Annotated in this window: 12 protein-coding genes and 1 pseudogene; all 13 read right to left on the bottom strand. The window is 69.2% G+C overall.

The window, feature by feature from the left end; genetic code table 11:
* Positions 1-76: 76 nt before the first annotated feature.
* Positions 77-2608 carry a GTP pyrophosphokinase gene (relA, locus tag QQM39_RS37710; RefSeq protein WP_302002124.1) on the bottom strand — a complete coding sequence of 844 codons (2532 nt, stop codon included), beginning with the start codon at positions 2606-2608 and terminating at the stop codon, positions 77-79.
* 266 nt (positions 2609-2874) lie between these two features.
* Positions 2875-3237 carry a hypothetical protein gene (locus QQM39_RS37705; RefSeq protein ID WP_302002123.1) on the bottom strand — a complete coding sequence of 121 codons (363 nt, stop codon included), beginning with the start codon at positions 3235-3237 and terminating at the stop codon, positions 2875-2877.
* A 285-nt stretch (positions 3238-3522) separates the two neighbouring features.
* On the bottom strand, positions 3523-4062 hold the full coding sequence (locus QQM39_RS37700) for an adenine phosphoribosyltransferase (RefSeq protein ID WP_302002122.1): 540 nt from the start codon (positions 4060-4062) through the stop codon (positions 3523-3525).
* Positions 4059-5177: a protein translocase subunit SecF gene (gene secF, locus QQM39_RS37695; protein WP_302002121.1), complete on the bottom strand. Its 1119-nt coding sequence runs from the start codon at positions 5175-5177 to the stop codon at positions 4059-4061. Before secF ends, QQM39_RS37700 begins: the two co-directional genes overlap by 4 nt.
* 1 nt (position 5178) lies before the next feature.
* Entirely contained in the window at positions 5179-6954 is a 1776-nt protein-coding gene (secD, locus tag QQM39_RS37690) for a protein translocase subunit SecD (RefSeq protein WP_302002120.1), read from the bottom strand.
* 131 nt (positions 6955-7085) lie between these two features.
* Entirely contained in the window at positions 7086-7580 is a 495-nt protein-coding gene (yajC, locus tag QQM39_RS37685; protein ID WP_302002119.1) for a preprotein translocase subunit YajC, read from the bottom strand.
* 175 nt (positions 7581-7755) lie between these two features.
* Positions 7756-8826, bottom strand: coding sequence for a Holliday junction branch migration DNA helicase RuvB (ruvB, locus tag QQM39_RS37680; protein WP_302002118.1), 1071 nt, complete (start codon positions 8824-8826; stop codon positions 7756-7758).
* 94 nt (positions 8827-8920) lie between these two features.
* Complete coding sequence (ruvA, locus tag QQM39_RS37675) at positions 8921-9526, bottom strand: Holliday junction branch migration protein RuvA (RefSeq protein ID WP_302002117.1); 606 nt, start codon at positions 9524-9526, stop codon at positions 8921-8923.
* On the bottom strand, positions 9523-10071 hold the full coding sequence (gene ruvC, locus QQM39_RS37670; RefSeq protein WP_302002116.1) for a crossover junction endodeoxyribonuclease RuvC: 549 nt from the start codon (positions 10069-10071) through the stop codon (positions 9523-9525). The genes ruvA and ruvC overlap by 4 nt, the downstream gene beginning before the upstream one ends.
* 204 nt (positions 10072-10275) lie before the next feature.
* Complete coding sequence (locus QQM39_RS37665; protein WP_128427832.1) at positions 10276-11028, bottom strand: YebC/PmpR family DNA-binding transcriptional regulator; 753 nt, start codon at positions 11026-11028, stop codon at positions 10276-10278.
* A gap of 48 nt (positions 11029-11076) precedes the next feature.
* The gene (gene pdxT, locus QQM39_RS37660; protein ID WP_302002115.1) at positions 11077-11685 is read right to left on the bottom strand and encodes a pyridoxal 5'-phosphate synthase glutaminase subunit PdxT; all 609 of its coding nucleotides are present in this window, start codon (positions 11683-11685) and stop codon (positions 11077-11079) included.
* Between the two features lie 36 nt (positions 11686-11721).
* A complete protein-coding gene (gene pdxS / locus QQM39_RS37655; RefSeq protein WP_302002113.1) occupies positions 11722-12627 on the bottom strand; it encodes a pyridoxal 5'-phosphate synthase lyase subunit PdxS in 906 nt (301 codons plus the stop codon).
* 126 nt (positions 12628-12753) lie between these two features.
* A pseudogene (locus tag QQM39_RS37650) lies at positions 12754-13295 on the bottom strand (hypothetical protein).
* Positions 13296-13369: the final 74 nt, after the last annotated feature.

Genomic DNA, 13369 nt, shown 5'->3' with positions numbered 1-13369 from the left:
GACGAGAAGGGCCCCGTACGTCGCGTACGGGGCCCTTCTCGTCGTACTCGTGCTACGCCTACGAGCTCGTCGTGTCCTACGACCGGCTGCGCGCCGACGTCACGCGGTACACGTCGTACACGCCCTCGACGCCCCTGACCGCCTTGAGGACGTGCCCGAGGTGCTTCGGGTCGCCCATCTCGAAGGTGAAGCGGGAGGTGGCGACGCGGTCGCGGGAGGTCTGGACGGCCGCGGAGAGGATGTTGACGTGCTGGTCGGACAGTACGCGGGTGACGTCGGAGAGGAGGCGGGAGCGGTCCAGGGCCTCGACCTGGATGGCGACCAGGAAGACCGAGGACTGGGTGGGCGCCCACTCGACTTCGAGGATGCGCTCGGGCTCGCGGGACAGTGACTCCACGTTCACACAGTCGCTGCGGTGAACCGATACTCCGCTACCGCGCGTGACGAAGCCGATGATCGGGTCGCCGGGTACGGGCGTACAACAGCGGGCCAGCTTGACCCACACGTCCTCGACGCCCTTGACGATGACGCCGGGGTCGGCGCTGGAGCGGCGTTTGCGGCTGCGACCGCGGGTCGGCGGAACCGACTCATCGATCTCCTCGGTGGCGGCCTCCTCGCCGCCGAGCGCCTGGACGAGCTTCTGTACGACGTTCTGGGCGGAGACATGGCCTTCGCCGATCGCCGCGTACAGCGCGGAGATGTCCGGGTAGCGCATCTCGTGGGCGAGCGTGACCAGTGAGTCGCCGGTCAGGATGCGCTGGATCGGCAGGTTCTGTTTGCGCATCGCGCGGACGATGGCGTCCTTGCCCTGCTCGATCGCCTCGTCGCGGCGCTCCTTGGAGAACCAGGCGCGGATCTTGTTGCGGGCGCGCGGCGACTTGACGAAGCCGAGCCAGTCGCGGGAGGGGCCCGCGCCGGCCGCCTTGGAGGTGAATACCTCCACCAAGTCGCCGTTGTCCAGGGTGGATTCGAGGGGTACGAGCCTGCCGTTGACCCGCGCTCCTATGGTGCGGTGGCCGACCTCGGTGTGGACGGCATACGCGAAGTCGACGGGGGTGGCCCCGGCCGGGAGCGCTATGACGTCGCCCTTGGGGGTGAAGACGAAGACCTCGTTGCGGGACAGGTCGAAGCGCAGGGACTCCAGGAACTCGCCCGGGTCCTCGGTCTCCTTCTGCCAGTCGAGGAGTTGGCGCAGCCACGCCATGTCGTTGAGGTGGTCGTCCTTGCCCTTGCCGGCCTTGGGCACGTCGGTGCGCACCTTGGAGGCGCCGGCGACGGCCTCCTGCTTGTACTTCCAGTGCGCGGCGATGCCGTACTCGGCGCGGCGGTGCATGTCGAAGGTGCGGATCTGCAGCTCGACGGGCTTGCCGTTGGGGCCGATGACCGTCGTGTGGAGCGACTGGTACATGTTGAACTTGGGCATCGCGATGTAGTCCTTGAACCGGCCGGGGACCGGGTTCCATCGCGCGTGCACGGTGCCGAGGGCGGCGTAGCAGTCGCGGACCGTGTCGACGAGGACGCGGATGCCCACCAGGTCGTAGATCTCCGCGAAGTCGCGACCGCGGACGATCATCTTCTGGTAGACGCTGTAGTAGTGCTTCGGGCGGCCGGTGACGGTCGCCTTGATACGGGCGGCCCGCAGGTCCTGCTGGACCTCGTCGGTCACTATGGCCAGGTACTCGTCACGCTTCGGTGCCCGCTCGGCCACCAGCCGTACGATCTCGTCGTACATCTTGGGGTAGAGGATCGCGAAGGCGAGGTCCTCCAGTTCCCACTTGATGGTGTTCATGCCGAGGCGGTGGGCGAGCGGCGCGTAGATCTCGAGGGTCTCGCGCGCCTTCTTCTCCTGCTTCTCGCGCTTGAGGTAGCGCATGGTGCGCATGTTGTGCAGGCGGTCGGCGAGCTTGATGACCAGGACGCGGGGGTCCTTGGCCATGGCGACGACCATCTTGCGCACGGTCTCGGCCTGCGCGGCCTCGCCGAACTTGACCTTGTCCAGCTTGGTGACGCCGTCGACGAGCAGGGCGACCGAGTCGCCGAAGTCGCGGCGCAGCTGGTCGAGGCCGTACTCGGTGTCCTCGACGGTGTCATGGAGCAGGCCCGCCATCAGGGTGGCCGGATCCATGCCCAGCTCGGCCAGGATGGTGGTGACCGCGAGGGGATGCGTGATATACGGGTCGCCGCTCTTGCGCTTCTGGCCGCGGTGCCAGCGCTCGGCGACCTGGTAGGCGGTCTCGATCTTGCGGAGGGTGGCCGTCTCGATCTTCGGGTCGTTGCTGCGCACTATCCGCAGCAACGGCTCCAGGACCGGGTTGTACGGGTTGGAGCGCTGGACGCCGAGACGGGCGAGGCGGGCGCGGACGCGATTGGAGGAGCCGGAGCGGGCGGGCTGGCCGGTGTTCGGCCGGACAGCCGGTGCGGGGTGCTCGGGTGGGGCGGGCTTGGGTCGCGACTGGTCGGCCGACTTGTCGACGGGCGCGGACTGGGCATGCTCGACCGGCCCGCGGGTGTCGTTCTTCGCGTGCGGCGCGTTCGGCGCGGGCTTCGCCGCGGGTGCCGAGGCGGACTCGGGCTTGGCGGCGGTCAGGTGCTGGGCCTCGTCTGGCAAGAGGGCTCCTCGTGCGCGATCCGGGTCCCCCGGTCAGGCTCCGGAAACCCCATGGTAGCGATCCTGCGCCCCAGGATCGCCTTGAGCCCGATGTGAGGGCCGTCAACCCAAGAAACGCACGAGGCGGGCGCCGGATTCCTCCGGGCCCGCCTCGGTCACCCTATGCGGTCGGCGCGCAACTGCCGGGCCGGTCGAATCTCAGCCGGTCCGTCCAGTGTTCGCGGACAACTGCTGAGGGGTCAGCGCCACTTGAAGAGGGCGGTGGGTCAGCGCCACTTGAAGAGGGCGGTGCCCTTGACCTTCATCTCCTTGATGCCGGCGACGTTCCCCCACGGCACCTTGACGGAACCGTTCTTGGCGCAGCCGGCGTCGTACCACTTCGCCTTGTGCTGAGCATCGAAGCCCTTCACCTTGACGCAGATGCGGCCACCCCGCTCGACAGCCCACTGGTAGCCGATCTTGAAGCCGTCGTGGCCGATGATGCTGCAGTCGGAGTTCTTGACCTTGCTCCAGCGACCGGGGACGGCGCCCGCGTTCTTCCAGGAGCTCGAACAGCGCGTAGCGCGCTCGGACGAGGCGTCTGCCTGCGTCGCGTTCGCGGGAGCCGCTGCGGCGGAGATCGCTGCCACAGATACAAGGGTCATGGCCCCCGTGACGATCTTGCGCGAGATTGACACTTGGTTCCTCCGTTTTTGGTCCCCGCCGGCACCCACAGGTGGGTTGGTCGAGCCGGCGGGCTGGTCGGAATAGATCTTGCTCATCACCTCCGACGCACATCAAGGAAGTTGAGCAACTTCTGAGGAAAACCGCCTAAGGCATGACAAAGTCACTGCATCTACACATTTCGCTCACATCGACAGAAAAGGGTGCTCCGGGAAACCCGGAGCACCCTTTTTCACCTTCCGACGCCGACCTCAGACGATGATCAACGTCTCCAAAGGTGCACCTGACAACGCAGGCTCAAGCCGCTGCCGACCGCCGAGAAACCCGAGCTCCATGAGAATCGCGACACCGGCGACCTCCGCTCCGGCACGACGGATGAGCTGGAGAGAGGCCTCAACCGTGCCGCCGGTGGCGAGCACGTCGTCGACGACCAGGACGCGGTCGCCCGCGCTCAGGTCCTCGGCGTGCACCTCGATCTCGGCGGAGCCGTACTCCAGGTCGTACGCCTGGCTGAGCGTCGCCCCGGGGAGCTTGCCCGCCTTGCGGACCGGGATGAAGCCGATGCCCGCGCGGACGGCGACAGGGGCGCCGAGTATGAAGCCTCGGGCCTCAAGGCCGACGATCTTCGTGGCGCCGGTGTTCGCGGCGATCTCGGCCAGCGCGTCGGTGAGCGCCGTGAAGGCTGCCGGGTCCGCCAGGAGCGGGGTGATGTCCTTGAACATCACGCCCGGCTCCGGGTAATCCGCGACGTCACGGATACGGCTGAGCAGCAGCTCCTCGATGCCGGTCATCGGCGCTTCCCCGAGGGTCGGCCGCGGCCCCGGTTGCGGGACGCGGGCTGGTCGCGGGGGCCGACGACCGCGGGGGCGGCGTCCTCCGGCTCGTCGTCGAACTGCTCGTCGTCGGCCAGGGCGTCCGCGGGCTCGCCCTGCGCTCCGGCCTGGGCCCGCTTGGCGAGCACGCGCTTCTTCAGGGCCTTCATCTGCGGCTCGAGCTCCTTGAGGTCGGCGACGAGCGGCGTGGCGATGAAGATCGAGGAGTACGCACCGGCCGCGAGGCCGACGAACAGCGACAGCGAGATGTCGTTGAGCATGCCGGCACCGAGGAAGCCGCCACCGATGAACAGCAGGCCCGCCACCGGCAGCAGCGCGACCACCGTGGTGTTGACGGAGCGGACCAGGGTGCTGTTGATCGAGCGGTTGGCGATGTCGCTGTACGTCCAGCGGGTCTGCTTGGTGACGTCCTTCGTCTGCTCCTTGAGGCTGTCGAAGACGACGACCGTGTCGTAGAGCGAGTAACCGAGGATCGTCAGCAGACCGATCACCGTGCCCGGTGTGACCTCGAAGCCGACGAGGGCGTAGATACCGACCGTGATGGTGATGTCGTGGATCAGTGCGACGAACGCGGCGAGCGCCATGCGCCACTCGAACGCGATCGCCAGATAGATCACCACGAGTACCAGGAAGATGCCGAGGCCCTGCCAGGCCTTGGCGGCGATCTGCTCACCCCAGCTGGGGCCGACCAGCTCGCCGGTGACGTCGTTCTCGTTGACGCCCAGGTCCTTGGCCAGCTCCGCCGAGACCTTGTCGGCCGCGCCGGTGTCGATGCCCGCGACCTGGATGCGCAGGCTGCCGTTGCCGAGCTTCTGGACGATGGCGTCGTGGCCGGACGCCTCCTCCGCGTACTTCTCGGCCTGGGCCACCGAGACGGCCGTCTTCTCCGGGGTGGTGAAGACCGCTCCGCCCTCGAACTCGATGCCCATGTTGAGGCCGCGCACCGCCAGGCCGACGATGGCCGTGATGGTGATCAGGATCGAGACGCCGTACCAGATCTTGCGGTTGCCGACGAAGTCATAGCCGACCTCGCCACGGTGCAGTCGGGCGCCGAGGTTGCCGAGCTTCGACATCTCACGCCTCCTTCGGGTCGACAGGGCCGGCGGCAGGACCGGCGGGACGGCGGGTGCGGCGCAGCGGAGGCTTGGCACCCAGTCGCTTCGGGTCGAGGCCGGACCACTTGTGACCGCTCGCGAAGAACTGCCTGCGCGCCAGGAGCGTCAGCAACGGCTTGGTGAACAGGAACACGACGACCACGTCGAGGAGGGTGGTCAGGCCGAGCGTGAACGCGAAGCCCTGGACCTTGCCGACGGTGACGACGAACAGCACCGCGGCGGCCAGGAACGACACGAAGTCGGAGACCAGGATGGTGCGCCGGGCGCGCGGCCAGGCCCGCTCGACGGCGGGGCGCAGCGAGCGGCCCTCGCGGATCTCGTCGCGAACGCGTTCGAAGTACACGATGAACGAGTCCGCTGTGATGCCGATCGCGACGATGGCACCGCAGACGGCCGGCAGGTTCAGCGCGAAGTTGATGGTCGGGCCCAGCAGCGCCATGATCACGTAGGTGAGGGCGGCGGAGACCAGCAGAGAGGCGATGGCGATGAGCGACAGACCGCGGTAGTAGACCAACAGGTAGAGCACGACCAGGGCGAGACCGATCGCGCCCGCGATCAGACCGGCCTGCAGCTGCTCACCACCGAGCGCCGCGGTCACCGTGGTGACGCTGGCCTCCTTGAAGGTCAGCGGCAGGGCGCCGTACGACAGCATGTTGGCGAGGCTCTGGGCCTCTTCCTGGGTGAAGCTGCCGGAGATCTGCGCGGTACCACCCGAGATGACGCTCTGGACGTAGGGGTGGGAGACCACCTTGTCGTCCAGAACGATGGCGAACTCGTTCTGCGGGGTGGTCTGCTGCGCCAGCTTGCTGGTGACGTCGGCGAACTTCTTGGAACCGCTGGAGTTGAAGGTCATGTCGACCTGCCAGCCCGCGGCGCTCTGGGTGTTGAAGGTCGCCTGGGCCTTCTTGATCTCGGTCCCGTCGACGGCGACCGGGCCCAGCACGAACTTGCTCCACACCTCGCCGTCCTGGCCACAGGCGACGGTGGTCTCGCCCGGCTTCGCTCCCTTGCCGGCGGCGGCCCGCTGCTTCGGATTGGCGCAGTCGAGCGCGGCGTACTCCTGCTGCAGCTTGCCGGCCGCGGCGTCGGAGCCGCTCGACGCGGACGGCGAAGGGCTGCCGGACGTCTTGGGGCTGTTGCTCGCGGACGGCGTGGCGTCCGCCTTCAGCGCGTCGGTGACGGCGCGGCCCTGCGAGGTGGCGGTGGCCGACGGACTGGCGGAGCCGGAGCTCACGGAGTCCTCGGCGCCGGCCTTGCCGGTGCTGGACGCATTCGGGGAGCCGCTCCCGCTGGGGCTCGCGCTCGGGGTGGGCGTCGTCGAGCCGGCGGCGGCCTCCCGCTGCAGAACCGGCCGGAAGTAGAGCTTGGCGGTGGTGCCGACCTGGTCCCGCGCCTCCTTGGAGTTCGTGCCCTTGGGGATGTTGACGATGATGTTCTTGTCGCCCTGGGTCTGAACCTCGGCCTCGGAGACACCAAGACCATTGACACGGCGGTTCATGATGTCGACCGCGGTGTCCATGTTGGTCTTGTTGATCGCGGATTCCTGGCCCTTTTCCGGTACCGCGGTGAGCGTGATGCTCGTGCCGCCGGCCAGGTCGATGCCGAGACGCGGAGTGGTGTGCCCTGAGGCGAACATCCCCCCGGTGAGCGCCACGATGGCGATCAGGATGAGGGCCAGCGAGCGCCCTGGCTTGCTCTGGGCGCTCGCGCTCCGGCCCTTCTTAGGTGCTGCCACCTTCTCGTACTCCCTCTCGGGCCGCCTCGCGCCAGGTCAGCGGGCGAGCGGCCATGACTGGTATCGGGATCCCGTGCGAGATCGGCATGTTCCGGGGCGCGCGGGCATGGCCCGCGCGCCCCGGAACACGGCTACTTCGCGTCGGACTCGCCGTCGGTCTTCTTCGGCTCGGCGTCCGTCTTCGCCTCGGCGGCCACGGCGTCGTCGGACGCCTCCTCGGCCTCGTCCTTCTTGCCGAGGTCGACGGCCTTGTCGTCGGAGGCGGCAGCGTCGGCGGCGGGCTCGTCGGTCTCGGTGAGGGAGGAGGCGTCGTCCGGGACGACGTCGGACTTCAGGTCGTGCTCGATGCCGTGCACGATGCGGTTGTACTCGTCGTCGGAGAGGACGGCACCGATCGCGTTCTTGGCGAAGAGCAGGTCGACGCCCGGGCCGGCGTCAAGGAGGACCGTGTCGTCACTGACCTCCTTGACCGTCGCGTACATGCCCCCGATGGTGCGGACGCCGCTGCCGGGCTGCATTTGGTTCCGCATGTCGGCCGCCTGCTGCTGCTTCTTCTTGGCCGACCGGGTCATCAGGAACATGGCCCCGATGAGCACGATGAACGGGAGGAGGGTCACGAGACTCACGGGTCGGTACTTCCTTCACACGACCGCGTTGGTGAGCGGCCTGATGGTTGGGGGTATGTATGCCGTCGACAAAGGCGGCATCGGCGGAGTCTAAGCGAGTCCGCATGCATGGAACAACGCTCAGCATGGCACCGGGGTTCCTGCTCCGGCCATTGCCCTCGCCGTCACCGTGCCATCACGCCCCGAACAGGTCCTGTTGTCCGTTTCCCGCAGCTTGCGAGCGGGGCGGCGTGAGGCCGAGATGTGCCCAGGCCGCGGGGGTGGCGACACGACCGCGCGGGGTGCGGGCGAGCAGGCCCTCCCGTACGAGGAAGGGCTCGGCGACCTCCTCGACGGTCTCGCGCTCCTCCCCCACCGCGACCGCGAGCGTGGACAGGCCGACCGGGCCGCCGCCGAACAGCTTCAGCAGGGCCTCCAGGACACCGCGGTCCAGCCGGTCGAGGCCTCGGGCGTCGACCTCGTAGACGGCGAGGGCGGCCCCCGCGATGTCCCTGGTGATGATCCCGTCCGCCTTGACCTGGGCGTAGTCGCGGACGCGGCGCAGCAGGCGGTTGGCGATGCGGGGCGTGCCGCGGGAGCGGCCGGCGATCTCGGCGGCGCCGTCGGCCTCGATCTCGACGTCGAGCAGGCCGGCCGAGCGGTGGATGACGCGCTCCAGCTCCCTCGGCTCGTAGAACTCCATGTGCGCGGTGAAGCCGAAGCGGTCGCGCAGCGGGGGCGGCAGCAGACCCGCGCGCGTGGTGGCGCCGACCAGGGTGAACGGCGGGAGTTCGAGCGGGATGGCGGTGGCGCCGGGGCCCTTGCCGACGATGACGTCGACCCGGAAGTCCTCCATCGCCATGTAGAGCATCTCCTCGGCGGGCCGGGACATGCGGTGGATCTCGTCCAGGAAGAGGACCTCGCCCTCCTGGAGGGAGGAGAGGATCGCGGCGAGGTCGCCGGCGTGCTGGATGGCGGGACCGGACGTGATGCGGATGGGGGCGCCCATCTCGGCCGCAATGATCATGGAGAGGGTGGTCTTGCCGAGGCCCGGGGCGCCGGAGAGCAGTACGTGGTCGGCGGTGGCACCACGCGCGCGTGCGGCGCGCAGGACGAGGTCGAGCTGCTCGCGTACCTTCTCCTGACCGATGAACTCGTCCAGGTCCTTGGGGCGCAGGGCGGCCTCGACGGCCTGGTCCTCACGGTCGGCGGACGCACCGACGAGCCGCTCGGCGGCGGGGGTGTCGGTCGTGTCGTCCCAGTTCATGGAGTGTGCCTCGGGGGTCGCGGTCGGGTGGGTCGTACGAGGATCGGGGCATGCCCCGGCACAGCGCCTTCAGGCCTTTGCGGGAAGCCGGTCGTCAGCGGGCTCTGTTGAGGGTCTGCAGAGCGGCCTTGAGCAACTGACCGACCTGTGGCGTGCCCCCGGCGGCTTCGGCCTGGGGTGCTACGGCGGACACGGCCTCGTCGGCCTCGCGGGTCGCGTATCCCAAGCCGATCAGGGCCGCGTGCAGTTGGTCGCGCCAACCCTGGGTGACCGGTGCACCGACCACCGGGGCTCCGATCGGCTCGCCCAGGCGGTCCTTCAGCTCGAGCAGCAGCTTCTGGGCGCCCTTCTTGCCGATGCCGGGGACGGCGGTCAGGGCCTTCTCGTCGCCGGTCGACACCGCGCGGCGCAGGGCGTCCGGGGAGTGGACGGCCAGCATGGCCTGGGCCAGGCGGGGGCCGACGCCGCTCGCGGTCTGGAGCAGCTCGAAGGTCTGGCGTTCGTCGTCGTCCGCGAAGCCGTACAGGGTGAGCGAGTCCTCGCGGACGACGAGGGACGTGGCCAGCTTGGTCTGCTGGCCCATCCGCAGTCCCGAGAGGGTGTTCGGCGTGCATTGGACGGCGATGCCGATCCCGCCCACCTCGACCACGGCGGAGTCCGGGGCAAGGGCGGCGACCGGGCCGCTGACGAAGGCGATCATGCCGTTCGGCCTTTCGACGTGGTCGGTGCTTTGGCTGCGTGCAGGGCCACGGCCTGCTGGAGTCGGTTCTGCGCGGGGGCGCGCCAGATGTGGCAGATGGCGAGCGCGAGGGCGTCGGCGGCGTCGGCGGGCTTGGGCGGGGCGCTGAGCCGCAGCAGGCGGGTGACCATGGCACCGACCTGTGCCTTGTCGGCGCGGCCGCTGCCGGTGACGGCGGCCTTGACCTCGCTGGGGGTGTGCAGGGCGACGGGGATGCCGCGGCGGGCGGCGCAGAGCATGGCTACGGCGCTGGCCTGGGCGGTGCCCATGACCGTACGGACGTTGTGCTGGCTGAACACCCGCTCCACGGCGACGTATTCGGGCCGGTGCTCGTCCAGCCACTCCTCGATGCCCTGCTCGATGGCGACGAGGCGGTGTCCCAGCTCGGCGTCCGCGGGCGTGCGGACGACTCCGACGCCGAGCATAGCGAGCGGGCGTCCGGCGACGCCTTCGACCACTCCCACACCGCATCGGGTCAGCCCCGGGTCCACCCCCAGCACGCGCACGCCGCGCCCCTCCCTCTTTTGCGGCTAAACCGCCGCCGCTCTCGCGGACCTGGCTGAGCGCCGTCGGGGTTCCTCAATTGATGGTTGCGGCCCGTGGACGGCGATCTTTGACTCTCGCCAGGCTATCCGCTGCCACTGACAAGAGCGGCGGGCCGGTGGGATGTGTCCCACCGGCCCGCCGAAGCCGTTCAGCTCGCGGCAGCGCTATGCGTCGACCTTCTCCATGATCTCGTCGCTGACGTCGAAGTTGGCGAAGACGTTCTGGACGTCGTCGCTGTCCTCGAGCGCGTCGATCAGCTTGAAGATCTTCTTGGCGCCCTCCTCGTCCAGTTCGACCTGGACGGACGGCACGAAGCTGGAGTCGGCGGAGTCGTAGTCGATACCGGCCTCCTGGAGGGCGGTGCGGACCGCGACCAGGTCGGTGGCCTCGCTGATGACCTCGAAGGACTCACCGAGGTCGTTGACCTCCTCGGCGCCCGCGTCCAGGACGGCGGTGAGGACGTCGTCCTCGGTCAGCTCACCCTTGGGGACGATCACGACGCCCTTGCGGCTGAACATGTACGACACGGAGCCCGGGTCGGCCATGTTGCCGCCGTTGCGGGTCATGGCGACGCGGACGTCGGAGGCGGCGCGGTTGCGGTTGTCGGTGAGGCACTCGATGAGCACCGCGACGCCGTTCGGGCCGTAGCCCTCGTACATGATCGTCTCGTAGTCGGCGCCACCGGCTTCGAGACCGCCACCGCGCTTGATCGCGGAGTCGATGTTCTTGTTCGGCACCGACTGCTTCTTGGCCTTCTGGACGGCGTCATAGAGCGTCGGGTTGCCGTCGAGGTCGACGCCGCCCATGCGGGCCGCGACCTCGATGTTCTTGATCAGCTTCGCGAAGAGCTTGCCGCGCTTGGCGTCGATCACGGCCTTCTTGTGCTTCGTCGTGGCCCATTTAGAGTGGCCGGACATCTGCCTGTCTCCTTCGCGTAACCCATCTATGAACGAACGCCAGAGATCCTACAAGGACTCCGCTGTCCGGTTCGCGCGCGCCATGTCGACGAACAGGCCGTGCACGCGGTGGTCGCCGGTCAGTTCCGGGTGGAACGACGTGGCCAGCGCGTTGCCCTGGCGGACCGCGACGATGTGCCCGTCGTGCTCGGCGAGGACCTCGGCCTCTGCGCCGACGGACTCGACCCAGGGGGCGCGGATGAAGACGCCCTCCACGGGATCGCCCTCGACACCCTTCACGTCGATCGCCGCCTCGAAGGACTCGTTCTGCCGTCCGAAGGCGTTGCGGCGCACGATCATGTCGATGCCGCCGATCGTCTCCTGGCCCGAGCGGGGGTCGAGGATCTTGTCGGCGAGCATGATCATGCCGGCGCAGGTGCCGTAGACGGGCATGCCGCCCTGCACGCGCGCGCGTAGGGGCTCCATCACGTCGAAGAGGACGGCCAGCTTGGAGATGGTCGTGGACTCGCCGCCGGGGATGACGAGGCCGTCGACCTCGGCGAGCTCTTCGGGGCGCCGCACCGGCCTGGCCACGGCGTCGGCCGCGGCCAGGGCGATGAGGTGCTCCCGTACGTCGCCCTGGAGGGCCAGGACGCCAATGACGGGTGCGTCAGTCATGTACGTGCAGTCCTTGGAGGGATGCCGGAGGGGTGCTTACCAGCCGCGGTTGGCGTAGCGCTCGGTCTCGGGGAGGGTGTCGCAGTTGATGCCGACCATGGCCTCGCCGAGGTTGCGGGACGCGTCCGCGATGATCTTCGGGTCGTCGTAGAAGGTGGTCGCCTTGACGATGGCGGCGGCGCGCTTGGCCGGGTCGCCGGACTTGAAGATGCCGGAGCCGACGAAGACGCCCTCGGCGCCGAGCTGGCGCATGAGCGCGGCGTCGGCGGGGGTGGCGACGCCGCCGGCGGAGAAGAGCACGACCGGGAGCTTGCCGAGTTCGGCGACCTCGCGCACGAGCTCGTACGGCGCGCGCAGCTCCTTGGCGGCGGCGTACAGCTCGTGGTTGTCGTAGCCGCGCAGGCGGGCGATCTCGTTCTTGATCTGGCGCAGGTGGCGGACGGCCTCGACGACGTTGCCCGTGCCGGCCTCGCCCTTGGAGCGGATCATGGCCGCGCCCTCGGCGATGCGGCGCAGGGCCTCGCCCAGGTTGGTGGCGCCACAGACGAACGGGGTCGTGAAGGACCACTTGTCGGAGTGGTTGACCTCGTCGGCCGGGGTGAGGACCTCGGACTCGTCGATGTAGTCGACGCCGAGGGACTGCAGGACCTGGGCCTCGACGAAGTGGCCGATGCGGGACTTGGCCATGACCGGGATCGAGACGGCGTCGATGATGCCCTCGATCATGTCCGGGTCGGACATACGTGCCACGCCGCCGTCCTTGCGGATGTCGGCCGGGACCCGCTCCAGGGCCATGACGGCGACGGCGCCCGCGTCCTCGGCGATCTTCGCCTGCTCCGGCGTGACGACGTCCATGATCACGCCGCCCTTGAGCTGCTCGGCCATGCCGCGCTTCACGCGCGCGGTGCCGGTCTCGGGAGCCTGGTTTTCGGAAGTGGACACGGATGACCTCACTCGGTGAAAAAGGGTTACTGCAAGCACCGAGGAAACGGGAGTGGACCAGGCCACAGCAAGGGCCAATGAGGAGCCGGTGGATCCTTTTCCGGCCTGCTGGCGCGAACGCGCTGGTCAGGCAGCCCTGTCGACCAGTGCCACGGGCGGCTCGTCGTCCATCTCGAAAGCCAGGGGGAACGGGGCATGACCCGCCAGTCGGAACCAACGGACCTTGCGGTGCCGGCGCAGCGCCCGGGCCGCCCGTACGGCGTCGTTGTGGAAGCGGCGGGCCATCGGTACCCGGCGGATCGCCTCGGTCAGCTCGCGGGCCGCCTCTTCTCCCCCGGTGCCTCCCGTACGGCCTCCACCTGCGGCATCTCGCCGAACACGGCCCGCAGCGCCTGGCTCAGCTCGCTCTCGGCGACCTCCCGCTGCTCCTCCTCGGCCTGCCGGGCGGCGTGGGCGGCCTCGTACAGGACGATCGACGCGGCCGGATCCAGCACGCCGGAGGTGGCCAGTTCCTGGGCCACCGACGCGCGGCGCAACAGCTGTGCGTCGAGGGCGGCCCGCGCCGCGTCGATCCTGGCGTGCAGCCGGTCGAGGCGACCCGCGGTCCAGCTCAGGTAGAGGCCGATCGCGACGAGGGCTACGAGGATCCAGATGAGAGTTGCGGTCACGGCCCGCAGACTAGCTCCGTCACCGGGGGCTGCCGTCCCCGGACCCCCGCTTCGGCCCTGAACGGGCCGCGTCC

It is taken from the genome of Streptomyces sp. DT2A-34 (assembly GCF_030499515.1).
Taxonomy (GTDB): Bacteria; Actinomycetota; Actinomycetes; order Streptomycetales; family Streptomycetaceae; genus Streptomyces.
Note: the sequence above shows the minus strand (reverse complement) of the source record. Positions and strands in the feature narration are given on the sequence as shown.